The sequence below is a fragment of the Jeotgalicoccus meleagridis genome, from assembly GCF_903994045.1.
In the GTDB taxonomy this organism is placed as follows: Bacteria; Bacillota; Bacilli; order Staphylococcales; family Salinicoccaceae; genus Jeotgalicoccus; species Jeotgalicoccus meleagridis.
Genome location: NZ_CAJEWD010000004.1, coordinates 96,775 through 120,435, shown reverse-complemented (window position 1 = coordinate 120,435; position 23,661 = coordinate 96,775). Strand labels below are relative to the sequence as shown.

Here is a 23,661-nt window from a genome sequence, read left to right as displayed (position 1 = left end):
TTGGATTTTTCTTATAAATACTTCGTCGCTTCATGCTGTACTTCATGAATCGCATACATTATTTTCCGCATATCTTTAGCGGTCGGCAAATCATTAATCGCAAATATATGATCTTTATCGTCAAATGGGACAGAAAAATTCGTAATAATAATATCTGCTTCTTCATCACTCAATATCTCTTTTAAATCATTAACTTCGGCGACAGATACCTCAACTTGGCCGTCAAAATCAAATTCCAATTTCTGCTTAATTATTTCTGCATGATATTGATCATTTGTACTCACCACTTTAATATTTACTGGAGGCATGTGGCGGTATATATTTTCCAATAAATTTTCCCAATGGGTCACAAATGTATAAGTGAGATGTGACAACAATGACTCAGATCGATCTAAATCTAATAACTTAACATATCTTCTCAAATCTTTTTTAATTTCTTCATACATACTTGGTGCAATAGATTTAAACGTATTGATGAATGTGCTCTTTTGCTGTGAGATAATTTGTCTTGCATTAATTTTTCGTATACCGACTTGTCCTGCATTGTGCACTTCTAGCAATAGGTCTTCAAAATTCGAAATAGGCATATTAAATTTTTCAGAAATATTTTCGATCGTACTGATTAATAATTCCACTGATTCCTTAGTATAGTCACTTTTTTCAAGACTATCTGAGAGTTCTTGATAATTGTTAAATGAATATTTATTGATGAAATAGCCAGCAACGTCCATAGCCATTTTTCCATCATATGGTTTATTAATCATTTCTTTATGAATCTTATCAATTTTGCTTTTACAATCTGATTGTTGATAAATATCTTCAATGATGATTGGCTTAGGTTCGAGCTGATATTCATTTTGATAGCGAATCATCGAGACACCAGCGCCTAATTTAATATTTCTCAACTGAGAAAAGGATAGATTATCCAAAAAAGTTTGGCGAAAAGATTTTAATGAGTTCTACTAATGCGTCCTCATCTATATTATCAAATGGCCACTCATTAACGAGATATCGTTCAGACATATACTGAGTATAGAAACTTCTGATATTAACCTCATCACCATGTAATCGACACGGATTTGAAGATAAAGAGATGTTGAAAGAAGCTTGCAAGGCTTCGTTAATGCTGTTGATATAACGATAAGTTGTTGGGACTGAGGTGTGTAGGCATTTAGCAAGCTTTTCAACATTCATATTGTCACGATAGAGCGTTAATTCAATGATTTGGAAATGTGCATTTTCTTTAAGAACGTACTGTGTAAATATATCGATAGTAATACCTGGATTGAAGACTAACATATAGTCTTTTCCCTTGTTGAAGATAGAGAAATATTTTGAGAACTTTGATTGTTTGAGTTCTTCAATTTCATCATGGGCCGTTCTTTCAGAGCATGATAATTCCCAGGCGATAGTCTGTAAATCAACATAAGCATCTGCGCTTTCTAATAGATAGAGCAATTCAAATTTTCTCTTCATGGTTAGAGATAATAAGTCGAGCATAATAGTTCCTCCGTAGGACATACTTCAGATATGACAGACTTCATGAATAATTTTTATGATAAAATAAGGGTTTACACCATCATTTTATTGTTATTGTAGTGTGTTAAAAACCGCTGCATTTCTTAGGATTATAGTTTTATTATAAATGTTAAAAAATGACAAGTAATAGTAAAATAAATAGAAGGTAAGGATTATATGAATATAATGAAGAATAAAACGTCGATTTGGAATGATATAAATAGGGATAATATTTCAGGTGGCTTAATGACAGGGATGCTAGGAATTATTGGGCCGCCTGTCATGGTGATTGAAGCGGCCAATGCAGGAATGTTTACTCATGAACAGACGATTACTTGGTTTTATGGAGTGCATTTCTTTGGAGCCTTACTTGGAATAATATTATCTGTCTATTATAGGATGCCAATCGTTGGTGCACACTCTTTAACGGGTGTGGCATTTTTAGTTACAGTTACTCCATATTTTACATTTGAAGAGCTTGTAGGTAGTTACATTATTACTGCTCTGATCATTTTATTATTCGGTGTATCAGGTATATTTAAAAAGGTGATGAGTTGGATTCCCCGGGAAATTATCGCTGCCATGCTAGCGGGAATTATTGCATCTTACGTGTTTGGTATTATTCCTGCAGCATTGGAAATGCCAGCGATTGGCTTAACCGCAATTGTGGCATTTTTAGTGTTTAGCAAATGGAATTTGAGAATACCTCCAATGCTTGGCGGGGTACTTACAGCTGTGATTATGTACTTTATCTTAAATAATTTTGATTTCTCCGCGCTTGGTACAACACCGGTTGCACCTACTTTTGCAGTACCTGAATTTTCTCTTTCAGCAATTGTTTCTGTCACACTACCATTAACACTTTTAATATTATCAAATGATGCAACGCCTGCCATCGGTGCTCTTGAGAGCAATGGCTATAAGGTGCCTGTTAATAATATATTAATAGCGAGCGGACTCTCATCAATTGGTGCCACACTTTTTGGCGGACAGTCTGCAAACGTCGGTGGGATGATGACAACCATTGCATCCGATCATGCCTCAGGAGAAAAATCGAAACGCTATATTGCTTCAGTGATTTCGAGTGTGATTATGCTAATATTCGCTATTTTTGCTTGGGCACTTGTGCCATTAATGTTTGATTTACCAGCACCACTTATGGCAATTTTAACGGGCTTTGTCTTGATTGGCGTTTTTGCATCGACATTAAGACGCACATTTTCTAATCCTAAATATACTATGAGTGTAATATTTACTTTTATCATTTCAGTATCTGGTATTACTTATTTTTATATCAGTGCACCAATTTGGGCCTTGTTAATTGGAACATTGATTGCAAAATTCATTGAGGATTAAAGATATGTAGACTGTAGGGAGGAAAACATGATAAAAGATAAAAATTTAATTGCATCGGTTTTGAATTTTAAGCAATTAGAACAAGCTATTGAGTTCAAAGAAAATTTAAAATGTGTTTTTATTCTATTTGGTAACATCAGTAATTTAAAGGATATAGTGCAGTTACTTAACGATGCTAATATTCCCAGTTACGTACATATAGAGTATATATCAGGGCTCAAAGTAGATGACTACGCATTTAAGTTTTTGAAAAATAATATTAAAGTAAAAGGTATTATCACAACGAAATCTGGTCATATTAAAAGAGCGCACAAAGAAAATCTAGAAGTAGTACAAAGATCTTTTATCGTTGATACCCGTATGTTGAAACTGACATTGAGAGGGTTAGATTCTAATAAACCGGATTACTTGGAGATTATGCCGGCTTTAGTCTCTAATTTGATTCCAGAGATGAAAAAACACACCGGTATACCTATAATAACCGGTGGATTAGTAAATGATGAATATGTCTATGAAAAAGCTATTGAGAATGGCGCAGATGCAGTGTCTACATCTAATATTAAAATGTGGAAATATATTTCTAACAATTATTAACAGAAAGTTCAATATAAATTAATATATCTTGTGTAACATAATCATTGAAAAGTGAATATTCAATGGTGCGCTAGAGAGACCGATATTGACAGTAAGTAAATACTGTCGGTATCGGTCTGTTCTTTTTTAGGAGGGAAATATTTTTCGTGCCTCACTTTAGAATCAAATAATAACTAAGGAGAAATGATGTGACACTTGATGTATTAGTATTTGATATGGATGGAACTCTATATTATTCGGAAGACTTTATAGACACATATATATATTACTTAACAAATGATGAAATGCTGCGTGCAGAGATGTTGGAAGAATATAAAAATGTAACTAATGAATTTTCAAAACCAGATAAACAAAAATTCGTATACAACGATAAACCTCTTGGTGATTTGTGGCAAATATTATTCTACATCGCAGAAAAATTTAATATCTCTAGTGAAGCAAATAACTTAGCTTTTTTAAAAACGAGAGAAAAAATGATAAATGGAAAAGAAATCACAATAAACATTGACTTAGTAAAAACAGTTAAAACTTTAAATTTACCTAAAGTTTTAATGACTAATTCTCCGAAGGAGAGCGCAACTCCGTTTATTGAATATCTAAATCTTGGTGATGATTTTGATATGTATATCTATGATGCAAAGAAACCTGATATGATGAGCGACCATGTCAGGTTAATTACTGAAAGATATCCCGAACATAACATTATTAAAATTGGGGATAACTACCATAATGATATTAGTTCATCGAGTAACTCTGGAATAGACTCAATATATATAAATCACTTCAATGCTCAGGAATTACATAAAATAACCCTATACAATCTTGAACAGTTAAATAGTTATTTATTAAAAAAATACATGGAGGTTTAAAGAAGATGAAAAAAGAATATTCATTATTTTTGATGTCGTTAATTGTTATTTTACTTGCAGCTTGTGGAAATGGAGAATCTGATGAAGTTTCGGCAGAGTCTGAAGAGAAAACTAAAATAGAATATTGGCATGTTAACGCAGAGACTCAAGGGGGAAATACCGTTGATCAGCTTGTAGAAGAATTCAATGCACAAAGTGATACTGTTGAGGTGGTAGCGAGATACAACCCTGATATGTACGCTGGTTTAATGTCCAACATGCAAGCAGAGGTTGCATCTGGAAATTCACCTGCAGTTGTTCAAGTAGGGTGGGCTTTTCTAGACTATTTCTCTGAAAATTTTGAGTACGTTGAACCTCAAGAAGTCATTGAGAATTACCACGAAGAAGATGTTACTTTTTTAGAAGATAACTTTTTACCGAATATATTAGAACTTGGTCAAAATGCAGAAGGGACACAAGTTGGTATTCCTTATTCACTAAGCAACCCTATTCTATATATAAACAAAGATATGTTACAAGAAGCTGGTTTAGATAGTGAAGGACCAGAAACTTGGGAGGAAGTAAGAGAATACTCTGAAGCAATAAATAAAGCTACAGGTAATTATGGTGTGTATATACAGGAACCTGCAGATTCTTGGGGACAACAGGCAATGGTAGAATGTAATGGGGCAAGCTTCATTGATGATGGTAAAGCTAGTTTTGCATCTGACGAAGGAATTGAAGTATTTCAATATTATCAAGATCTTGTAAATGATGAATTGGCATTACATATAGGTTGGGATCAAGGAATACAGAGTTTCATTGATGGTAATGTAGGAATGCTTTATACAACAATTGCACAGCGAAATAATATTGAATCAAATGCAAGCTTTGATGTAACTACACTACAATCGCCGACTTGGGAAGGGAAAGAAAAACGTGTCCCTGCAGGTGGAGCGATGCTGTCAATCACAGCTCAGGATGAGGAAGAACAAGCTGCTGCATGGGAGTTTATGAAGTATTTATACAGTGTTGAATCCATAGCTGAATGGACCAAAGGAACAGGATATGTGCCTCCACGTGAAGGAGTGTCAGATAGTGAAGAGGGACTTAAGTCGTTCCTTGAAGAAAATGAGTTAATGATTCCAGCAATTGAACAGATGGATTCAATGGTTCCATGGGCCTCATTCCCAGGAGATTCAGGCATAGAAGCTGAACAAAAATTATTAGATATGAGAGACATCATCCTAGGTGGAGATGTAGACGTCGAAGAAACAGTATCAAACACAGAGGAAGAAATTAATGACTTGTTAGAGTAGATTTCATTGCAGAAGATTGATAAATCAATCTTCTGCACCTTTAAAATAAAGGAGGATTTTTAGTGGCGAAAAGGTACGTGAGTATACTACTTTTAACACCAGCATTGTTACTTTTAACTATTTTTACTGTCGGTCCATTAGTGTATACAATTTATTTAAGTTTTTTTGATTGGAACTTAATTTCTCCCAATAAAACTTTTGTTGGATTAGAAAATTATGCAGAATTATTTAAGGATCAAACATTCAGAAGGATAATAGGACAAACTTTCCTGTACATTATATTGTTTATCGTTTTAAACACCGGTCTTACTTACGTAACTGCTTATGTTATTGCGCATTTAATTAAGTCGAATAAAGGGTTCTATAAAGTTGCAATTTTTACACCTTCAGTTATCTCATTAGTTGTAGGATCCATGCTGTTTTTATGGATTTTGAATCCTGTTTCTGGTCCAGTAGCGATAGTTTTGGGCTGGTTTGGATTATCAATTCCCAACTGGACTGTTACTGAGGGAATGGTTATTGTCATTCTTAGCTTAATTGTAGCCTGGAAAGTATTTGGTTATAATTTCATTGTTCTTTATTCCGGGATAGTTGGTATACCTAGTGAAATTATTGAAGCAGCAAAGCTTGATAAAATATCTAAGTTTAGGATTTTTACAGATATTATCATTCCAATGAGTTCTTCTACAGGTTTTTACATATTGATTATGACGATTGTTCAAGGATTACAATATGTCTTTACTCCTATCAGAGTAGTCACTCAGGGAGGACCAAATTATTATAGTAGTAATCTAATATATCATTCTTATCATGAGGCATTTGATTTATTTAATACTGGTATTTCAGCAGCAAGTTCGGTGATTACATTACTCATATTTATGTTTCTTCTTGCTATGCAATTCATCTTTGTAGAAAGGAATGTCTATTATGAAAATTAGTCACTACTTTTGGCATATTTTAATAATAGTTTTTATTATTATTGCCATTTATCCTATCTTGTTTGCTGTGTCAAATTCATTTAAACATTTAAATGATGCATTTACATCAACAATTAATCTTATACCTAATCCTTTTACTTTTGAAAACTATCAAAGATTGCATGAAACAATTCCATTGTTAAAAATCACATTAAATACTTTTGTGATTGCGAGTATAATTACAGCTTTCAAGATAGTCACTTCATTTTTAGCAGCTTATGCGCTAACATATTTTAATTTCCGATTTAAAAAAACAACATATTTTTTATTGATTAGTACGATTTTCATCCCTTTTACAGTAACAATGATACCTAATTATTTAATAATTTCTCATTTTAATTTAATTGATAGTGTATGGGGTGTAATTCTTCCGCAGTTAGCAGATGCTATTGGAATTTTTATGTTGACTCAAGCAATGAGAAATATTCCTAAACCTCTTATAGAAGCTGCACAAATAGATAACATTTCAACATTTAATATTATGAAAGATCACGTACTTCCAATAGTTAGGCCAGCTCTAACATCAACTGCGATATGGTTTTTCATTTTAGCATGGAATGATTATGTGTGGCCACTACTCATGTTGCGCTCAAGAGATAGTTATACACTTCCTTTAGCTTTACAACTGTTTGTGAGTTCTGAAGGAGGGACAAACTTTACAGTGGCAATGGCTTTATCTGTAATAACGATGGCAATCCCTTTAATTTTATATCTTATATTTCAACGTTACATCATTAATACATTTTCATCTAGCGGAATTAAATAAGGAGTACAAATATGACATCGATAATTTTAAAAAATGTAAATAAAAGTTATGGGGACACTATAATAATTGAAAACCTCAATTTAGAGATTAGAGAAGGAGAAAGAACAATATTCCTTGGTCCATCTGGATGTGGTAAATCTACAATTTTACGAATGATTGCAGGTCTCGAAAGTATAACAAGCGGAGAAATATTTCTTGATGAGGAAAATGTCACACATAAACCGTCAGGGGAACGAAATATAGCAATGGTATTCCAGAATTATGCTTTGTATCCACATATGTCAGTTGAAAATAATATACTTTATGCACTAAAACGTAACAAAGTATCAAAAGGAGAAAGAGAAAAACGTTTAGAAAAAGTTTTGAATATGCTTGAACTAAAGAAGTTTAGAAAACGAATGCCTAAAGATTTATCTGGTGGTCAAAGGCAACGTGTTGCATTAGCAAGAGCCACAGTGAAACAATCTAACTATTTTTTACTAGATGAACCACTGTCAAACCTAGATGCGAAATTAAGAGTAATAGCTCGAAGAGAGTTATTAAAACTACATGAAGAATTTAAACAAACATTTGTGTATGTAACTCATGATCAAATAGAAGCGATGGCATTAGGTAATCGGATAGTTGTATTAAATAAAGGCGAGGTACAGATGGTTGATACGCCGTATAATGTTTATCATCATCCTAGAAATTTATTTACAGCTAGATTTATTGGCTCACCCCCGATGAATATTCTAGAAGGATATATTCAGGAACACAAGTTTCATTTCGATGATCAAACTTTTGATGTTAGTCAAGTAAAATCAATGAATTCTGAACTTGAGGACAAAGATGTGTATTTAGGGATTAGACCAGAACATATGCGTCTTAGTGTTAATGATGAAGGTGATATCAAAGGGAAAATAATTTTTAGAGAAAACTTTGGTGCTGAAGTCGCCCACACAATTCAAATTGGTGAGTCAGAAATTATTGTAATGTCTAATAAGATAATTGAACAAGAGAGAGTATCAATAATAGTAGATAGAGAGTATGTGCATTTTTTCGATAAAAATACAGAAATAAATTATAACTATTTGATGGAGGATTTTAATGAATATTCTACTAAGTACTAATGCATTTATAAAAACAGGTTTTAATCCACTAAAAGAACTTTTATCCAACTATGGTACATTTCAGTTTGGACTGGAGTTGTTTCCTAATTTTGAAAATGAAAATTTTGAAAAAGAACTGCTAGAAATTAGAGATATTATTAAAGATAGACCTCTATCTATGCATGGACCTTATTTTAAAGTAGAGCATACTGCTGAGAAAGGCACCGAATCTTATGATTATGCTATGGAGCAAATTGAACAGACACTTAGAGTATGTGAAGATTTAAACATTAATCACCTTGTGTTTCATCATAATAACAAAAAAATTAATGATGAAAATAAATTAAAGTCTTTATCAGAAAGTAAAAAGAATCTACAAGAGTTAAATGAAATTTGTAAAAAATCAAATGTAGAAATTCTAGTCGAAAATGCTGGTGTATATGATAAAGAGAATGTTTTATTTAATGAAAAAGAATTTATTGAGATGTGTAAAGAGGAAGGAAATAATGTTCTTATTGATATCGGTCATGTTAATGCGAACAAATGGAGTCTTGAAAATATTATAACCTCTTTGAAAAATCAAATTACTCATTATCATCTTCATAATAATTCAGCGGGGAGAGATGATCATAATCGGATTCATGATGGTTCATTAGATTTTGAAAGATTTATAAGTTTATATAATACACACACACCAAACGCAACACTGGTACTAGAATATAACTATGATCTTGGTAATTATATTAAAGCTATTCAAGAAGACTTAGATTACTTGTTCAAAACTTTCAAAGCGAACAATTAACGAAGCCTATATGGTTTAAATATTAGTGAGAAACGTACGTTAGATTACATGGTGTAACTCAATCTAACGTACGTTAATATTTTGTTGTTGAAATTCATTGAGGATTAGTGTCATATTCTACAAGTGATATATGATGCTCTAATACTTCTATGTCACTATCTTTATAGGAATGTAAATCGCCATCTATGTTCATGGAGGATAAACTTTGTGTACTCACTGAGACGTTTTTTGCTGTTAAATAAGTGACTTTTGGATGCTCTGTAATCCTACCTAAGAGTGCAAGATATAAAATTTTAGGAACTTCGAATAATCTAACAGGTGAAATATTCAAAATATGTAGTAAACCATCATCGGCTTTTGCTGTAGGCAACAATTTTTCTAGACTACCTACTGATGAGATGCTCGACACTATGGTAAAGACAGAGTCTATCTCAATATCGAGAATGTCAGTTTTTAACTGCACTCGATATTTTTTTAAATGTGTAATAATTTTTACAGCTGAAAATAAGTAAGCAAGACGACCAAATCTCTTTTTATTATTTGTAGACACTCTAGCAAAACTAGTCATAAAATTACCAAAAGCTACTAGATAAGAAGCATAGAAGCTATTTATTTTTAACACATCGATTTTCTTAGAAGAATGAGCTTGAATGGATTCTGCTGCTTTGATTGGGTTTAACGGAACATCGTTCACACGAGCAAGATCATTAGTTGTACCAGTAGGTATAATTGCAATAGGAATGTTTATATTATGTAAATACAGTTGATTAATGACATCACTAACTGTGCCATCACCATCTACAATGACAAGTAGATCTGGAGCTTTGTTTAATTCAGTAATGATACCCTGGCTACCATTGTCAGCCGTAGTGTAGTTAACAGTCATATTAAAACCTTGTGCTGTTAAGGTTTGTCTTAAAGTTTCTTTGATGTGTGTAAATTTTTCTTTGCCTGACTTTTTATTAATGATGACTAACGCAGTTTTCATTAAGACACCTCCGATTATAAGTAGTATAACCAATCCTTTGAAATAATACTGGAAAATTTGATTTGTTTATACTATAGTAAAATGTATTGGAATATTCGCCGACATAGTTTAATGGTAGAACGCAGCCATGGTAAGGCTGAAATACGAGTTCGATTCTCGTTGTCGGCTCTTTTAAGCTAGCTCATTGATGAGCTGGCTTTTTTTATGGTTAGTATTTGCAATAATATCATGAATTCATTACTGTAAGTATAAGCACAAACTATGGTTTTTGGAGGCTATAATGACAACACTTACTTTACAAGAAGCAATTTTTACAATCAGTAATCTAAGAAGAGAGCTCTCAAAAGAGTACGAAAAATTTAGTACAGATTATCGTGTTCCAGTCGCTGTGAACAATGAAAAAATTGATAATAGTAATAGAGTTAAACAAGTTGACGAGTCCTTAGAGAAAATCAAGTCTTTAAAAGAAGATTTGGTGACTTTGAAAACAGCAATACATTTGAAGAATTCAACAGGGACCATTACTATTGATGGTAAGGATATGACTGCTTCATCAGTTTTAGAATCTTTGAAAATTGAGAGAGATTTAGTTCAAAACATTACCAATAATATTGACTTTGGTTATGGTAGAGAACGTATAAAGACAGTTTCAGGTGTTGGTATTGTTGAGGAAGGTATTATCAATGAAGAAGTGGTTAGAGGATACCTTGAAAAACTAGAAAAAGATGTGCAAAGAAAATCAATACTAATCGATAAATTTAACAGTACAGAAACAATTGAAGTTACTTTGAATACCTTGTAATTATGATTGGTAGAAGTACGCAATTCTTATTGAAAAAATTGATGGCTTACGACTTACGTTTTCACTATCTTTTTTACGACTTAAGGATTTGAATACGAATGATGAATATCATTGTGACTAAGCGTACTTCGATGGAGAGTTTATCTCAAAAACTTCAGGGTGCAAAGTTTTGCCTTTACGACCATCCAACAAAATATAAAAGACTAGGGGTGCACAATTGTGCTGAGAGATCAAATTCGACCCTTTGAACCTGTAGGTTAGTACCTGCGCTAGGGAAGTCTGTGTCGATAAATTCAGTATTTCTATTTATAGACCCGGACCACGAAAGGTTCGGGTTTTTATCTTGTCTAGTCAAAAGGAGAATGGAATATGTTTACTGAAAGACTGTGGTTAAGTGTGGAAGATATTTGGGAGTCTTATTTAGACCATCCTTTTGTTAAAGGTCTAGGCGATGGTTCCCTAGAAGTGGATAAGTTTCAGCATTGGCTAAAGCAAGATTATGTTTATCTAGTTGAATATGCGCGCTTAATGGCAATCGGTGCGGAGAAGTCACCAAACTTAGAAACAATGAATTTATTTACTAATATATTACACGGTACACTTTTTGGAGAAATGGAGCTACATAGAGCTTTCTCAAAAAGGTTTGGTATTTCTGAGGAAACTTTACTAGAAACAGAAGCTTCTTATGAAAACACAGCTTATACTTCATATATGCTTAATCATGCACAAAGAGGAGACGCTGCAGTTGTTGCGGCTTGTTTGTTAACTTGTGCTTGGTCTTATAACTATATTGGTAAACATTTAAAGGCGAATTATAACCATGATAATAATCCATATAAAGAATGGGTAGATATGTATTCTGATGAAGAGTTTACAGAATTAAATGATATGGCCATAAAACTTATGAATGATTTAGCTGAGGGTAAACCTGAACGTGAACTTAAGGTATTAGAAGAGATTGTAGTAACAACCAGTAAATATGAATATATGTTTTGGGACATGTGTGAAAATAAATCAGACTGGAAGAAAGTAATCGATTTATAGAAGTAAGACATTCAATTATTCATAATTATAAGTTTTCTAAATTGTTAAAGGTCTGTAAATCAGGTGTATTCACTTTTTCCAATAGGGTAAGCTAATACTAACATCATGATTCAGTCTGAAAACCTATTCTACTTTTAAGGAGCTGGAAGTTATTATGAAAAAACTTGCAACGATTACATCTCTTATTGGAGTATTAGCACTGGCTGCATGCGGCGGAGACACAGAAGAAGAAGGTACAGAAACAGAAGAATCGACAGAGACTGAAAGCACAGAAACAGAAGATAGCACAGATACTGAAACTGAAGACACTGAAACAGAAGATACTGAAGAATCAGATGATGATGGTGCATAAGTTGCACAATACCACCGGTAAACCGGTGGTATTTTTTATAAGCCTGAGAAGTGAAATATCATATGGTCATCATATATACTAGAGTTAATTGAAACTTTAGGGGCGAGAATACCGATGAAGATTGGTGTAATTTCTGATTTACATATCGATAGATACAATGATGAAACATTACAACAAAAAGATTTTACCTTAACATTAGCGAATGAGGTCAATAGACAGGCTTTAGATATGCTGTTAATTGCCGGAGATATTTCTAACGACCACATGCGCTCTTTTAGATTTTTGCAAGCTTTGGAGCAGATGACGGGTATCGAGATATATTTTGTTCCAGGCAATCACGATTTTTGGAATCAATCTCAGGATGATAAATCAACATGGGATATTTATAATTTCTTTAAGAATACTAAATACTATAGAACGGGCAGTCCTGTTGATTTAGGGAATGGCTGGGCCCTGGTGATGAATGCAGGTTGGTATGATTACAGTTATGCAAGTGATCGATTTTCTTACGACCGCTTAAAAGAACGTTCTTATTACGGGGGGACTTGGCAAGATTTAGTTCGGATTGACTGGCAGATGAGTGATGTGGAAGTCTCTAAAAAAATGGCTGAAAACGCTCAGCAGGATTTAGAAAGTGTTAAAGATAAAAAGATTATTCTCATGACACATGTGGCTACCCATAAAGCATTTAGAGTACCGATGCCTAATCGAATATTCGATTACTATAATGCGTTTATAGGAACTTCAGATTTTGATTCTTTTTATGAAGATTATGATATCAGGTATAGTATTATGGGTCATATCCATTTTAGACATAAGGTAGAAGAGGGCGGAGTAGAGTATATCTGTGCCTGTTTAGGTTACAAAAGAGAGTGGAGAACGAAAGAAATTGTCCACGAAATCAGAGATGCTCTAGAAGTTATTGAGATATGAAAGAAGCGGATTATTGACAACAATAATCCGCTTTTCTTATATAATATTTACTTTTTAACTTTAATCTCTTCATATTTAGAGAACCACTCTGGAAAGACTCTTTTAAAAACAACAGGTTTGAATTTGCCATCAACTTTCTTTACAACTAGTAAGGTTGTGGTCCCATGCGTACAAATTAAACCATCTTGATTAACGATTTCAAAACCATAGACGATACGTACACCAGTGTTTTCTTCAATCCAAGTGCGGAGAATCGCTTTATCTCCATATTTAAGCGGGTTATCATATGTGATATCTACATTATGAACGGGAGCAAGATATCCGTTTTTCTCCATCGTTAAATAATCATAACCAATATCTTCTATAAGTTGACGACGACCGATTTCCAACCATTTGATGTAGTTTCCATGGTAAATTACCCCCATCATATCGGTATCTGCATATAAAATTTGAAGTTCATTTTCTGCGATATGAACAGTCATAGTATTGCCTCCTATATATTTCTTCTTTTTATTATATCATTCCTAATTAAGATAATAATTCATCAAGAGTTTATGGTTTCGACAATAAGGGGTATGATAGAAGGAAGGTAGATGCAGGAGGTAGTAGGATGAAACTTTTAACATTTGTAGATGACATAAGTCAAACGTACCGTACAGGAGTACTCACGTCTAAGGGTGTACTTGATATATCAGATGACTTTTCTAGTATAGAAGATGTGATGAGTAATCTAGCGAAATTAGAGGCGCTGATTGATTTCTATGTTGAGGGTGAAGGTGTTGAGTTTTTAAATTATGAAGATTTAACTCTAGGACCGGTCATTCCAAATCCAAAGAAGATTATATGTGTGGGCTTGAACTACAAGAGACACGCTGAAGAGATGAAAGTCGATATACCAGATAGGCCAATTTTATTCTCTAAATTTAATAATGCTCTAACAGCTGATCAATCTACAATTAAAATCCCTAAGGGAACAGAGATGATTGATTATGAAGGCGAGCTTGCGCTAATCATCGGTAAGCGTGCTAAAAATGTCAGTCGTGAGGAAGCGATGGATTATGTTTTTGGTTATAGTAATGCTAATGACGTCTCGGAAAGAGAATCCCAGTTTAAGACTAGTCAGTGGCTAACAGGTAAAACTTATGATGGTTTTTGTCCAGTAGGTCCTTATATTGTAACTTTAGAAGAGTTAGGAGAACCTCATAAACTACGGATAAAAACATATGTAAATGGCGAACTTCGACAAGATTCGAATACAAATGATATGATTTTTAAAAGTAAAAGTTTAGTTTCTCATATATCCCAATATATGACTCTAGAACCAGGAGATATTATACTTACTGGAACACCTGAGGGTGTCGCTTCGGGTTATAAAACAGCAGTGAAGCCATGGATTAAAGATGGAGATATAGTCACAGTTGAAATTGAATCACTAGGACGTTTAACAAACCGTTTTGAAATGGAGAGATAAGAATGACTGTTTATGGTAAAGTGCATTCGCTTTTTACGGGTAAAGTTAAAACTATTGGGCATCCTGGAGCAAGTGATAAGATGGATCAAGAATGGCAAACGGGTGCTTTCAAAGAAGAAAGAAATCAGGCAGTATTTTTATCTACAAATGGTTTTTTAGGGGACGAGTGTCAAGATACAAAACATCATGGTGGTTCTGAAAAGGCAGTATTTGCATATCCTCTAGCTCATTATGATCTGTGGAAAGTTGAAATAGATAATGAAGATATAGGACCTGGAGGAAATGGTGAAAATCTTGCTGTCATGCATATGGATGAAGATTCGGTGTGTATTGGCGACATATATGAACTTGGAGAAGCGGTCATCCAAGTGTCTCAACCGCGTCGTCCATGCTGGAAGCCCGCACGTCGTCATAGAGATTTGGAGCTTGCCAAAAAAATAGAACAAACAGGTAGAACTGGCTGGTATTTCAGAGTCTTACAGGAAGGTAAAGTAAGGGCTAATGATGAGTTTGTCTTAGTTGAAAGACCGTCGCCAGAATGGTCGATTGGTCGGATGAATGAGGTGCTTTATCATCAAAAAGATAACATTGGTTTATTAGAAAACCTAAGAGATAGTGTTTTCACGCCATCGTCTTGGGTTGAAACAATCAATCGTTTACTTAAGGGTGAAGAAATTGACGATACAAAACGCCATTATGGACCAAATATATAAAAAAGAGTAGAAATTTTAAATTTCTACTCTTTTTTAATTGCTCATCCATTCAAGAGCCTTTTTAATTCCTTGATCCCAGTATGCATAATCATGTTCACCAGGGCCATCTTCAAATTTAAGCTTAACCCCTTTTGAACGAAGTGTTTCAACAAATTTTAAATTGTCACTGTGTAGCTCATCTTCTGTTCCACACATGATGTAGAGTTCAGGAAGGTTATTTGAGGCAATCCCTTTTTCAATAATTGCTGTTATATCAAGTTCTGTACCTTTAGTAGTTGAAACATCTCCAATTATGCCTGCTACTTTAAAATCTTGCCAATCATAATTAATCATTCTTTCAAGATTAGTGGCTGCGGACATATAACATGCTTTTGAAAATAGTTCTGGATGTTCAAAGCTGGTCTTGATCGCACCAAAACCACCCATTGAATGTCCTGCAAGATAATTATCTTCACGTTTTAAAGATAAAGGGAATACTTTATGAGCGTAAGCCCACACCTCTAAGATATGATCTTCGTAACTATGTCCGTACTTCATATTGGCATAAAAGCTATGATCACCATCAGGAAGAATAATCGCTACACCATAATCATTGGCGTATCGCTCAACACTGGTAAAGCGTAAGTATGAATTATTATCGCTTGAAAGACCATGAAGAATCATCAAAGATGGAAGTAATTTATTTTCTTTTTCTATTTCATAATGACTGTCATCTTCCGGTAATATCAAATTAAAATGATGATGTTTACCAAGTACTTTAGAGTAGAAATTGACACGCATGAGTGCCATGTAATCAGGACCTTTCTGTTTGTAATGTAAAAGCGACCCTAGAGAGGGTCGCTCAAGATTAGTCGTTAATTGTTTGAGCTTTTGGTTCTTTATCATCTGAATTATGAGTTGGGTCTAGTTTACGTTCAACAAAACGAAGAGCGAAGTCGATAATCACGGCAATTAATGCGATTGGAATTGCACCAGCTAGAATATAAACTGTACCATCAGTGGCATTTGTTCCACGGATGATTAAATCTGTCAGCGTTGGTGCTCCGATAAAGGACCCAATTGCAACAACCCCAATTGCTACAACAAGAGCGATACGAAAACCACCGATAATGACTGATAGTGCAAGAGGCAATTCAATCATTCTTAAAACCTGATTTCTTGTCATACCCATACTTTTACCAGCATCTGTGATGTTATGATCTACACCTTTAATACCAGCATAAGTATTTTTAATAATTGGTAAGAGGGCGTATAGGAAAACAGTCATAATAACGGTGTTTGTTCCGAGCCCCATAACTAACATTAAAATTGCAAGCATAGCTAAAGCGGGGATCGTTTGTATGATGTTTGCCAAAGTGATTACAAAACCAGATAGTTTTGAATAACGAGCAATAAATATTCCGATTGGTACCCCGATAATAGCGGCGAATAAAACACCGTAGACACTCATTAGTAGGTGGTCTAAGAAGAGTCGGAATAAGTATGGGAAGTTATTTGTAAAGTAATCAAATAGTTCAACTAGTAAGTTACCTTCCATCTTAATTTTCCTCCCCTTCAAAGTAATTGTGTTCTTCTAAAAATTCTTCTGCAACAATGGCAGGTTCAATACCTTCTTCATCTGCTCGGTAGTTTAGTTGTTGCATTGTTTCAGTTGTAATTGTACCTTCTAAACGAGTAAGTGCCTCGTCGATAACTGGATACTCTTCGATGACATCATAAGTTGCAAATGGTGAAGCATCATATGGTGGGAAGAATAATAAATCATCTTCTAAAACAACTAAATCGTAAGCCGCAATACGACCATCTGTCGTATAACCTAAAGCAACATCAAGACTACCGGTATTTAAGGCTTCATATACTAAACTAATTTGCATTGGACTCATGTCAGAGAATCCAAAACCATAAGCTTCTTGGAAAGCATCATAGCCATCACCTTCACGGTTAACCCAAGAGTTATCGACACCAACAGCGAATTCATCAGCATATTCAGCTAAATCTGAAGTAGTTTCTAGATTATATTCATCTGCAGTTTCCTGTGTCACCATAAAGGCATAAGTGTTATCAAAGCCATATGAATTATAAAATTTCATATCATGTCTCTCTTTAAAACCTTCTTGTACTAATCTTAGGGCTTCATCAGGGTCGCTAACAGGGTCTTCTTGTAAGGCGCCTGTTAAATCTGTACCAGTATATCTAGTACCAGATACTTCTGCATCACCTGTCATCAGTGCGTTATGTTGAATTGTTGATGATCCAAGATTATTGATTAAAGTTGGTTGTAGTTCACCTTCACTATAATGTTCAATCATCAGTCTGACCATATGTGAAGTAATTTGTGATTCTGATGTAGATAATGATGTAATTGCGATGCCATCACTCGAACTGCTACTTAAACCAGGTAAGCTACACCCGGATAAGAAGATGACAGACACGAGTATGACAGCTAGAAATTTTTTAATCTTTGTCATATATTTTCTCCTATCTGGATACTTTTAATCCTTTGGGTGTGATCCATTTCTCTGCAAGTGCGAGACAATAGTCAGCAAGTAGAGCAATTACTGTTACCATGACTGTTGCACTTATAATCAATTCTGGTTGGTAGGTATTTAGACCGTTAAAAATATAATCACCTAGACCACCTGCTCCGATATAACTCGCAAGCGTTGCCCACGAAATTACATATACCGAAGATAGTCGGACACCACTTAAAATTAAAGGCGTGGCTAAGGGGATTTCAAGACTTTTGATTACTTGACCTTTGGTCATTCCCATACTCTTAGCAGCGTCTCTTAAGTCAGGATCTATATTTCTGACACCGATAATCGTGTTGTTTAAAATCGGTAATAAGATATATGCACTAAGTGCAATAATGGCGGGTACACGCCCAATTCCAAATAAGGGAATCATGAGCGCAAGCACTGCTAGAGTTGGGACAGTTTGTAGCACTCCGGCGAGAGTTAATATCCAACCAGCTAAACGTTTAGTGTTAGCAATCGCCATTCCCACAGGGACCGCAATAATAATACCAATCCCTAAAGAAATTATAGAAATATATAGGTGTTCCCATGTTTTATAGAGTAAATCAGTACCATTGGAACTAATGAAATCCATCATGGCTGCTCAACTCCTACGGAATTACTTTCGTTTACCTCTTGTTCTCCCCAGATTGTGTCATAGACAATATCCACTAAGTTTGAACGAGTAATAAGGCCAATTAATTTGTTGTTATCATCGATAACTGGAATATTTCTTATGTTTCGTTTCAAGATGGTACGTACAGAGTCTTGAAGTTTAGAATCGACACCGATGCGATAAACATCACGATTCATTAAATCAATTAGATCCATACCTTTTCTATAACCTTCATTAATATCTTCGATATCTACGAAGCCGAGCAATTTATTATTGTGATCTGTCACAAAAATCGTATCGATACGTTTTTCTCTCATTAGAGCGATGCAGTCATTGATAGATTTATCGACAGTGATACTAACTGGCTGAATCATAGCATCCTGAACAGTTCTCATGTTTGGACGGTCCTGAATGAGACGACCTTCACCGATGAAGTCGCGAACGAAGTCATTTGCAGGGTTTCTTAAAATCTCATCCGGTGTATCAAATTGAATGACTTTTCCGTGACTCATAATGACAATTCTATCTGCGAGTTTAATCGCCTCATCCATATCATGAGTAACGAAAATAAAAGTTTTACCTAATTTTTTTTGAAGTTCTTTAACTAAATCTTGTAAGGTATCGCGCGTAATTGGGTCTAGCGCACCGAAAGGTTCATCCATGAGGATGATGTTTTGTTCTGCTGCAAGTGCTCGAACCACACCAATACGTTGTTGTTGACCACCTGAGAGTTCGGAAGGATAGCGGTCGAGATACTCTTCTGGTAAATCGACAAGCTTGATAAGTTCGCGAGCTTTTTCGTCTTTGTCTTCGTCAGACCACTTTAAAAGTCTAGGAACAAGTGTAATATTTTCTTTGATTGTCATATGAGGTAATAATCCAATTTGTTGAATGACATAACCAATGCCACGACGAAGTTCAACTGGATTTTTTTTGGAGATGTCCTCACCATTTATAGTGATGGTTCCTGATGTAGGTTCAATCATGCGATTGATCATTCTTAGAGCAGTAGTTTTACCACTCCCACTCGTCCCAATAAAAGCGATAAATTCACCTTCATTAATATCGAGTGAAATATTATCGACGGCTTTTTTGCTACCGCCATAAGTTTTAGAAATGTTCTTAAAACTAAGCATATCTTGTCTCCTTTTCTGTGTTTAAAAAGTTGAGCAAATAATAATGGAAGTATAACATAAGGAAGAAAAAATTTCATATTTACGAAATTTTTCACATGATAAAACCCTTTTTATAAAAAGAATTTTAAAAGAAAATGTGAAATTTTTTTTGAAATATTATAGTAGTAAAAATTAAAGAAAATTGATTTGAAATTTCGTTTATGTAGATATCCATAATGCTATATACCCAAAAATAAATAAAATATTCAGATTTTTTCTTTGACATTAACTGATTCTTAATCTAATTTTGACGTAATAAGAAAGGATGGTTTCAATGAAAAATCATAATATTTTAAAGCGTGCAGAAGAATTAAAACCTAAGATAGTTGAATGGCGTAGACATATACATCAACATCCTGAGTTATCATTTGAAGAATATGAAACCGTAAAATATGTTAAAGAGAAATTAGAGGATCTCAATTTCGAAATTGACTATCCGGTTGCTAAAACAGGACTCACTGCAACATTAAAAGGAGAGAGTGATGGTCCAACAGTAGCCTTACGTGCTGACATGGATGCACTTCCTATACAAGAAGAAAGTGATATCCCTTATAAATCAACAAATGAGGGTGTGGGTCATATGTGTGGGCATGATGCGCACACAGCGATCCTGTTAGGTGTTGCGCATCTTATAGCTGAAAATCCACCAAAAAAAGGAAACATTAAACTAATTTTTCAACCCGCTGAAGAAGGATATAGTGGAGCAGCTGTCATGGCTGAAGAAGGTGCCCTAAAAAGCCCTGATGTTGATGTTATTGCAGGACTACACGTGCATCCTACTGTAAAAACAGGTGAGACTTCTATAACACCTGGTTATGCGACAGCATGTGCTGATGAGTTTGATATTAAAATAATTGGTAAAGGTGGACATGCTGCTCATCCTCATCTATCCATCGATCCAATTGCTATTGCATCAACAGTTGTTTCTTCTATTCAACAAGTCGTTTCTAGGGTCATTGATCCTTTAGAGAATATTGTCATAACAATAGGAAAGATTAATGGTGGTTTTGCAAGAAATGTCATTGCCCCAGAGGTTAGATTGGAAGGCACTGTACGCTTGTTAAATCCAAATTTAAGACCAATAGTTAAAGAGAAAATGGAAGAGTATATCAGAGGAATAACAGAAGGTATGGGTGGAACATATGAGTTTAATTACCTTGAGGGTATTCCATCAGTTAAAAATGATATTTCACTAATTCCAAATTTAGAGAAAGTTGTTGAAGATATTCTCGGCAAAGATAAGTTGCTTGAAGTCAAACCTTCTATGGGCGGGGAGGATTTTTCTTACTATACTAACGAAATTCCTGGCGTCTTCTTTAGACTCGGCACCAATGGAGGAGATGACACCTCATATCCGAATCATCATCCGAAATTTAATGTTGATGAGGATGCACTACCTTATGGTGCAGCTATCTTAAGTCACTTCGCTTATTCTTATTTGAATGAAGACTAAAATTTCGAGTTTAGGGTATGACTAAATAAGATATATATCTAGGAGGGCAAACATGAAGAATAGATATAGTGCTGATATTGAGTATTTAACGATTGGCTTAGACCATGCCAAAGTAGAAGTTGAAGCTTTTGTGAATTTGGGATGTCCATACAGTAAAGTGTTTTTTGATGTAGCAGATAAAGTTCTAAAACCCTATGCAGATGATGGACATATTAAACTTGTAATTAAACATGTAGATAGAACAAAAGCTCAACTATTACGTGGAACGATTGCGAATAATTATGTTGACCATGATGACCCAGTCGAAGGATATAGTACAATGAAAGAATTATTCGACACACAAAAATCCTGGTCAGGAAGTTTTAGAGAAACAATAGACAAGTGTGAAAATGAACTTGGACTACCTGAATTAAAAGCACAATATGATCGTGGACAAGAAGTGCTTAAAGATTTTAATGAGCGCGGCTTAAAAATTGTGCCAACGGTGTTTATCGATGGTGAAAAAGTAGAGGATTATAAACCAACAGAACTGTCAGAAGAAGAAATAGCTGACTTATTTAAAAAGAAAATAAAACCATTATTATAGGCTTGTATTTCAAGTCTATTTTAATTTAGTGTATAGTAATCATTTAAGGAGATGAGCGTGTCAGTGAAATATTACGCAGTATTTTTAACCATGAAAGATGAAGAATTATCAAAACAACACAGACCAGCACATCTAGAGTTCTTAAAAGAAGAAAGAGCGCTCGGGAATATCTTGATGAATGGGAAATTTACTGACGGTAGTGGTGGACTGGTAATCTACAAAGCGTCAGACGATGATGCTTTGATTGAGCTTGTCGAAAAAGATCCTTATATTAAGCTCAAGGCAAGAAATTATGAGTTCCATGAATGGGAAATGGAGAGCGATTATCAGTTTTAAATGTACGGAGTGATGACGATGAAGGCAACCAAGAGAATAATCATACTTGTTCTCTCGATGTTATTTGTAATAACGCCTCAACTTAATGCAGAAGAGCAATTTAATCCATACTTATTAAACATGGTGGATATTAGAACATCTTCGGATGAAGCTAATCAAGAAGCCTGGAATATGGTCAGTCGATTAAATCAAGTTGATGGTAGAATTTTATATGAGACGAATAATCATGGAGCAAGATTTATATTAGCAGACACACCAATAACAGACCAACCTGAGTTTGAATATCTTAAAGGAATCGTGCCTAAGGGACATACCAATTCCTGGGATACTATTCCTGGTGCAGGTGGTTATGAGTCAATTGCTCGTGTCGGCTACAGTAACCCTGGTCAAGGGCATTCAGCCATTAATCTAGAGTTACATGAGTACGGCCATGTTGTTGACTCATTTACGGTCGGAGTTAAGGTCAGTGAAACTGAAGAGTTTCAAGCCATTCATCAAGCTGAGGTTGATAGTCTATTTGGTGATGATTCACAAAGAGAATACTATGGAATTGTTGATGAATACTTCGGCGAAGCATTTGCTATGTACTATCTAAATGAAGAATCACGTAATAAATTACAGAATAGAGCGCCAAGAACTTTTGAGTTCTTTGACTCATTTGCTGAGAGAATCATATCAGTTGGTGAAGTGACAGGGAATACTGCGACAATGCACTGGGATTTAAGTGAAGGCGTTTCTGAATATGAAGTCTTTAGAAATGGTGAATCTGTAGGCACGACCACAGATTCGAGTTATAGATTTGAAGGTTTAGATACTGATACAACTTACGACTTTAAAGTCGTTGCTAAAGATGCTGATGGAGAAGATGTTTATACCTCTTATACGCGTTCTGCTTTAACAGGTAGCGTAGAAGATCCACCAGAAGTGGATATTACTGAATTAGAATCAACGATTGAAGAAGTAGAGACAGCATATCAGGATAAAGAAATGGGTCAGACATTAACATTAGCGCTTCAAAATGCTAAGACATATATTGATGATGTTAATAATCATGCTTACACATCTGGTGGTAATGAAATCAGTCAGAGCGGTGTAGATAGCTTGAATAATAGTCTGAATGAAACTTATGAAGCTGAACTTGCTGCTGAAGCAGAAGTTAAGGCAGAACAAGAGAGAAAAGAGCAAGAAGAAAAAGAACAAGCTGAAAAAGAAGCTGAAAAACAAGCTGCTTTAGAAAAAGAAGAACAAGAAAAAAGAGAACAAGAAGCGGCACAAGAAGAATTGAAATCGACTATCACTAAAGTGCTTGTCACACTCATCGCTATAGTTGTCGTAATTTTAGGAGTAATATTTTATCGTAAGAAAAAACAATAAGACTTAAGGCCTGGGTATTTTACTCAGGCCT

At 34.6% G+C, this 23,661-nt stretch carries 27 protein-coding genes, 1 tRNA gene and 1 riboswitch; of the genes, 19 read left to right on the top strand and 9 right to left on the bottom strand.

What is annotated here, in order from left to right:
- Window positions 1-11 precede the first annotated feature (11 nt).
- Window positions 12-905, bottom strand: a complete 894-nt coding sequence (locus tag JEOSCH030_RS03070; protein WP_185125156.1) for a M protein trans-acting positive regulator PRD domain-containing protein — start codon at window positions 903-905, stop codon at window positions 12-14.
- Window positions 906-921: 16 nt separating this feature from the next.
- Window positions 922-1,500 (bottom strand): helix-turn-helix domain-containing protein, encoded by a 579-nt coding sequence (locus tag JEOSCH030_RS03065; protein WP_185125155.1) that lies wholly within the window; start codon window positions 1,498-1,500, stop codon window positions 922-924.
- Between the two features lie 195 nt (window positions 1,501-1,695).
- On the opposite strand from JEOSCH030_RS03065, the gene JEOSCH030_RS03060 reads away from it, so the two are divergent.
- From JEOSCH030_RS03060 to JEOSCH030_RS03025, 8 genes are all read left to right on the top strand, one after another.
- Window positions 1,696-2,874: a benzoate/H(+) symporter BenE family transporter gene (locus JEOSCH030_RS03060; protein WP_208454278.1), complete on the top strand. Its 1,179-nt coding sequence runs from the start codon at window positions 1,696-1,698 to the stop codon at window positions 2,872-2,874.
- Between the two features lie 27 nt (window positions 2,875-2,901).
- Window positions 2,902-3,468: a glycerol-3-phosphate responsive antiterminator gene (locus JEOSCH030_RS03055; protein ID WP_185125153.1), complete on the top strand. Its 567-nt coding sequence runs from the start codon at window positions 2,902-2,904 to the stop codon at window positions 3,466-3,468.
- Window positions 3,469-3,656: 188 nt separating this feature from the next.
- The gene (locus JEOSCH030_RS03050; RefSeq protein WP_185125152.1) at window positions 3,657-4,337 is read left to right on the top strand and encodes an HAD family hydrolase; all 681 of its coding nucleotides are present in this window, start codon (window positions 3,657-3,659) and stop codon (window positions 4,335-4,337) included.
- 5 nt (window positions 4,338-4,342) lie between these two features.
- The gene (locus tag JEOSCH030_RS03045; RefSeq protein ID WP_185125151.1) at window positions 4,343-5,635 is read left to right on the top strand and encodes an ABC transporter substrate-binding protein; all 1,293 of its coding nucleotides are present in this window, start codon (window positions 4,343-4,345) and stop codon (window positions 5,633-5,635) included.
- A 62-nt stretch (window positions 5,636-5,697) separates the two neighbouring features.
- Window positions 5,698-6,573, top strand: a complete 876-nt coding sequence (locus tag JEOSCH030_RS03040) for a carbohydrate ABC transporter permease (protein ID WP_185125150.1) — start codon at window positions 5,698-5,700, stop codon at window positions 6,571-6,573.
- Entirely contained in the window at window positions 6,563-7,378 is an 816-nt protein-coding gene (locus JEOSCH030_RS03035; protein WP_185125149.1) for a carbohydrate ABC transporter permease, read from the top strand. The genes JEOSCH030_RS03040 and JEOSCH030_RS03035 overlap by 11 nt, the downstream gene beginning before the upstream one ends.
- 11 nt (window positions 7,379-7,389) lie before the next feature.
- Window positions 7,390-8,490: an ABC transporter ATP-binding protein gene (locus JEOSCH030_RS03030; protein WP_185125148.1), complete on the top strand. Its 1,101-nt coding sequence runs from the start codon at window positions 7,390-7,392 to the stop codon at window positions 8,488-8,490.
- Entirely contained in the window at window positions 8,468-9,271 is an 804-nt protein-coding gene (locus JEOSCH030_RS03025) for a sugar phosphate isomerase/epimerase family protein (protein ID WP_185125147.1), read from the top strand. The genes JEOSCH030_RS03030 and JEOSCH030_RS03025 overlap by 23 nt, the downstream gene beginning before the upstream one ends.
- A gap of 94 nt (window positions 9,272-9,365) precedes the next feature.
- Here JEOSCH030_RS03025 and JEOSCH030_RS03020 read toward each other — a convergent pair whose 3' ends face one another.
- A complete protein-coding gene (locus tag JEOSCH030_RS03020) occupies window positions 9,366-10,259 on the bottom strand; it encodes a diacylglycerol/lipid kinase family protein (protein WP_185125146.1) in 894 nt (297 codons plus the stop codon).
- A gap of 97 nt (window positions 10,260-10,356) precedes the next feature.
- On the opposite strand from JEOSCH030_RS03020, the gene JEOSCH030_RS03015 reads away from it, so the two are divergent.
- From JEOSCH030_RS03015 to JEOSCH030_RS02995, 5 genes are all read left to right on the top strand, one after another.
- Window positions 10,357-10,427: transfer RNA gene (locus JEOSCH030_RS03015), tRNA-Thr, on the top strand.
- Window positions 10,428-10,539: 112 nt separating this feature from the next.
- Window positions 10,540-11,061, top strand: coding sequence for a hypothetical protein (locus JEOSCH030_RS03010; RefSeq protein WP_185125145.1), 522 nt, complete (start codon window positions 10,540-10,542; stop codon window positions 11,059-11,061).
- 195 nt (window positions 11,062-11,256) lie between these two features.
- Window positions 11,257-11,354, top strand: a riboswitch (TPP riboswitch).
- A 76-nt stretch (window positions 11,355-11,430) separates the two neighbouring features.
- On the top strand, window positions 11,431-12,105 hold the full coding sequence (gene tenA, locus JEOSCH030_RS03005; protein WP_185125144.1) for a thiaminase II: 675 nt from the start codon (window positions 11,431-11,433) through the stop codon (window positions 12,103-12,105).
- Window positions 12,106-12,259: 154 nt separating this feature from the next.
- Complete coding sequence (locus JEOSCH030_RS03000; RefSeq protein WP_185125143.1) at window positions 12,260-12,457, top strand: hypothetical protein; 198 nt, start codon at window positions 12,260-12,262, stop codon at window positions 12,455-12,457.
- A gap of 114 nt (window positions 12,458-12,571) precedes the next feature.
- Window positions 12,572-13,390, top strand: coding sequence for a metallophosphoesterase (locus tag JEOSCH030_RS02995; protein ID WP_185125142.1), 819 nt, complete (start codon window positions 12,572-12,574; stop codon window positions 13,388-13,390).
- Window positions 13,391-13,437: 47 nt separating this feature from the next.
- Here JEOSCH030_RS02995 and JEOSCH030_RS02990 read toward each other — a convergent pair whose 3' ends face one another.
- A complete protein-coding gene (locus tag JEOSCH030_RS02990) occupies window positions 13,438-13,872 on the bottom strand; it encodes an acyl-CoA thioesterase (protein ID WP_185125141.1) in 435 nt (144 codons plus the stop codon).
- A gap of 128 nt (window positions 13,873-14,000) precedes the next feature.
- Here JEOSCH030_RS02990 and JEOSCH030_RS02985 point away from each other — a divergent pair, with 128 nt between their 5' ends.
- Both JEOSCH030_RS02985 and JEOSCH030_RS02980 read left to right on the top strand, forming a co-directional pair.
- Window positions 14,001-14,861 (top strand): fumarylacetoacetate hydrolase family protein, encoded by an 861-nt coding sequence (locus JEOSCH030_RS02985; RefSeq protein ID WP_185125140.1) that lies wholly within the window; start codon window positions 14,001-14,003, stop codon window positions 14,859-14,861.
- 2 nt (window positions 14,862-14,863) lie between these two features.
- Entirely contained in the window at window positions 14,864-15,574 is a 711-nt protein-coding gene (locus JEOSCH030_RS02980) for an MOSC domain-containing protein (RefSeq protein WP_185125139.1), read from the top strand.
- Between the two features lie 33 nt (window positions 15,575-15,607).
- On the opposite strand, the gene JEOSCH030_RS02975 is transcribed toward JEOSCH030_RS02980, so the two are convergent.
- The 5 genes from JEOSCH030_RS02975 to JEOSCH030_RS02955 are packed head-to-tail and all read right to left on the bottom strand — an operon-like array spanning window position 15,608 to window position 19,842.
- Entirely contained in the window at window positions 15,608-16,363 is a 756-nt protein-coding gene (locus JEOSCH030_RS02975; protein ID WP_185125138.1) for an alpha/beta hydrolase, read from the bottom strand.
- A 58-nt stretch (window positions 16,364-16,421) separates the two neighbouring features.
- Entirely contained in the window at window positions 16,422-17,111 is a 690-nt protein-coding gene (locus JEOSCH030_RS02970) for an ABC transporter permease (RefSeq protein WP_185125137.1), read from the bottom strand.
- 1 nt (window position 17,112) lies between these two features.
- Complete coding sequence (locus JEOSCH030_RS02965) at window positions 17,113-18,042, bottom strand: osmoprotectant ABC transporter substrate-binding protein (RefSeq protein ID WP_185125136.1); 930 nt, start codon at window positions 18,040-18,042, stop codon at window positions 17,113-17,115.
- A 10-nt stretch (window positions 18,043-18,052) separates the two neighbouring features.
- A complete protein-coding gene (locus JEOSCH030_RS02960; protein ID WP_185125135.1) occupies window positions 18,053-18,688 on the bottom strand; it encodes an ABC transporter permease in 636 nt (211 codons plus the stop codon).
- Window positions 18,685-19,842, bottom strand: a complete 1,158-nt coding sequence (locus JEOSCH030_RS02955) for a betaine/proline/choline family ABC transporter ATP-binding protein (RefSeq protein WP_185125134.1) — start codon at window positions 19,840-19,842, stop codon at window positions 18,685-18,687. The genes JEOSCH030_RS02960 and JEOSCH030_RS02955 overlap by 4 nt, the downstream gene beginning before the upstream one ends.
- A 313-nt stretch (window positions 19,843-20,155) precedes the next feature.
- Here JEOSCH030_RS02955 and JEOSCH030_RS02950 point away from each other — a divergent pair, with 313 nt between their 5' ends.
- The 4 genes from JEOSCH030_RS02950 to JEOSCH030_RS02935 are packed head-to-tail and all read left to right on the top strand — an operon-like array spanning window position 20,156 to window position 23,630.
- A complete protein-coding gene (locus JEOSCH030_RS02950; protein ID WP_185125133.1) occupies window positions 20,156-21,334 on the top strand; it encodes a M20 metallopeptidase family protein in 1,179 nt (392 codons plus the stop codon).
- A gap of 52 nt (window positions 21,335-21,386) precedes the next feature.
- Complete coding sequence (locus JEOSCH030_RS02945; RefSeq protein WP_185125132.1) at window positions 21,387-21,920, top strand: thioredoxin domain-containing protein; 534 nt, start codon at window positions 21,387-21,389, stop codon at window positions 21,918-21,920.
- Between the two features lie 57 nt (window positions 21,921-21,977).
- A complete protein-coding gene (locus JEOSCH030_RS02940; protein ID WP_328794776.1) occupies window positions 21,978-22,256 on the top strand; it encodes a YciI family protein in 279 nt (92 codons plus the stop codon).
- A gap of 18 nt (window positions 22,257-22,274) precedes the next feature.
- Window positions 22,275-23,630 (top strand): anthrax toxin lethal factor-related metalloendopeptidase, encoded by a 1,356-nt coding sequence (locus tag JEOSCH030_RS02935; protein WP_208454277.1) that lies wholly within the window; start codon window positions 22,275-22,277, stop codon window positions 23,628-23,630.
- Window positions 23,631-23,661 lie beyond the last annotated feature (31 nt).

What these genes read in the sequence shown, in the direction of transcription:
- JEOSCH030_RS02985 (WP_185125140.1), top strand. Translation starts at nt 14,001, where the DNA reads ATGAAACTTTTAACATTTGTAGATGACATAAGTCAAACGTACCGTACA.
- JEOSCH030_RS03060 (WP_208454278.1), top strand. Translation starts at nt 1,696, where the DNA reads ATGAATATAATGAAGAATAAAACGTCGATTTGGAATGATATAAATAGG.
- JEOSCH030_RS02960 (WP_185125135.1), bottom strand. Translation starts at nt 18,688, where the DNA reads ATGATGGATTTCATTAGTTCCAATGGTACTGATTTACTCTATAAAACA.
- JEOSCH030_RS02945 (WP_185125132.1), top strand. Translation starts at nt 21,387, where the DNA reads ATGAAGAATAGATATAGTGCTGATATTGAGTATTTAACGATTGGCTTA.
- JEOSCH030_RS03065 (WP_185125155.1), bottom strand. Translation starts at nt 1,500, where the DNA reads ATGCTCGACTTATTATCTCTAACCATGAAGAGAAAATTTGAATTGCTC.
- JEOSCH030_RS03035 (WP_185125149.1), top strand. Translation starts at nt 6,563, where the DNA reads ATGAAAATTAGTCACTACTTTTGGCATATTTTAATAATAGTTTTTATT.
- JEOSCH030_RS03025 (WP_185125147.1), top strand. Translation starts at nt 8,468, where the DNA reads ATGAATATTCTACTAAGTACTAATGCATTTATAAAAACAGGTTTTAAT.
- JEOSCH030_RS02950 (WP_185125133.1), top strand. Translation starts at nt 20,156, where the DNA reads ATGAAAAATCATAATATTTTAAAGCGTGCAGAAGAATTAAAACCTAAG.
- JEOSCH030_RS03055 (WP_185125153.1), top strand. Translation starts at nt 2,902, where the DNA reads ATGATAAAAGATAAAAATTTAATTGCATCGGTTTTGAATTTTAAGCAA.
- JEOSCH030_RS02980 (WP_185125139.1), top strand. Translation starts at nt 14,864, where the DNA reads ATGACTGTTTATGGTAAAGTGCATTCGCTTTTTACGGGTAAAGTTAAA.
- JEOSCH030_RS02965 (WP_185125136.1), bottom strand. Translation starts at nt 18,042, where the DNA reads ATGACAAAGATTAAAAAATTTCTAGCTGTCATACTCGTGTCTGTCATC.
- JEOSCH030_RS02995 (WP_185125142.1), top strand. Translation starts at nt 12,572, where the DNA reads ATGAAGATTGGTGTAATTTCTGATTTACATATCGATAGATACAATGAT.
- JEOSCH030_RS03020 (WP_185125146.1), bottom strand. Translation starts at nt 10,259, where the DNA reads ATGAAAACTGCGTTAGTCATCATTAATAAAAAGTCAGGCAAAGAAAAA.
- JEOSCH030_RS02975 (WP_185125138.1), bottom strand. Translation starts at nt 16,363, where the DNA reads ATGGCACTCATGCGTGTCAATTTCTACTCTAAAGTACTTGGTAAACAT.
- JEOSCH030_RS02990 (WP_185125141.1), bottom strand. Translation starts at nt 13,872, where the DNA reads ATGACTGTTCATATCGCAGAAAATGAACTTCAAATTTTATATGCAGAT.
- JEOSCH030_RS03000 (WP_185125143.1), top strand. Translation starts at nt 12,260, where the DNA reads ATGAAAAAACTTGCAACGATTACATCTCTTATTGGAGTATTAGCACTG.
- JEOSCH030_RS03030 (WP_185125148.1), top strand. Translation starts at nt 7,390, where the DNA reads ATGACATCGATAATTTTAAAAAATGTAAATAAAAGTTATGGGGACACT.
- JEOSCH030_RS02970 (WP_185125137.1), bottom strand. Translation starts at nt 17,111, where the DNA reads ATGGAAGGTAACTTACTAGTTGAACTATTTGATTACTTTACAAATAAC.
- tenA (WP_185125144.1), top strand. Translation starts at nt 11,431, where the DNA reads ATGTTTACTGAAAGACTGTGGTTAAGTGTGGAAGATATTTGGGAGTCT.
- JEOSCH030_RS02955 (WP_185125134.1), bottom strand. Translation starts at nt 19,842, where the DNA reads ATGCTTAGTTTTAAGAACATTTCTAAAACTTATGGCGGTAGCAAAAAA.
- JEOSCH030_RS03010 (WP_185125145.1), top strand. Translation starts at nt 10,540, where the DNA reads ATGACAACACTTACTTTACAAGAAGCAATTTTTACAATCAGTAATCTA.
- JEOSCH030_RS02935 (WP_208454277.1), top strand. Translation starts at nt 22,275, where the DNA reads ATGAAGGCAACCAAGAGAATAATCATACTTGTTCTCTCGATGTTATTT.
- JEOSCH030_RS03045 (WP_185125151.1), top strand. Translation starts at nt 4,343, where the DNA reads ATGAAAAAAGAATATTCATTATTTTTGATGTCGTTAATTGTTATTTTA.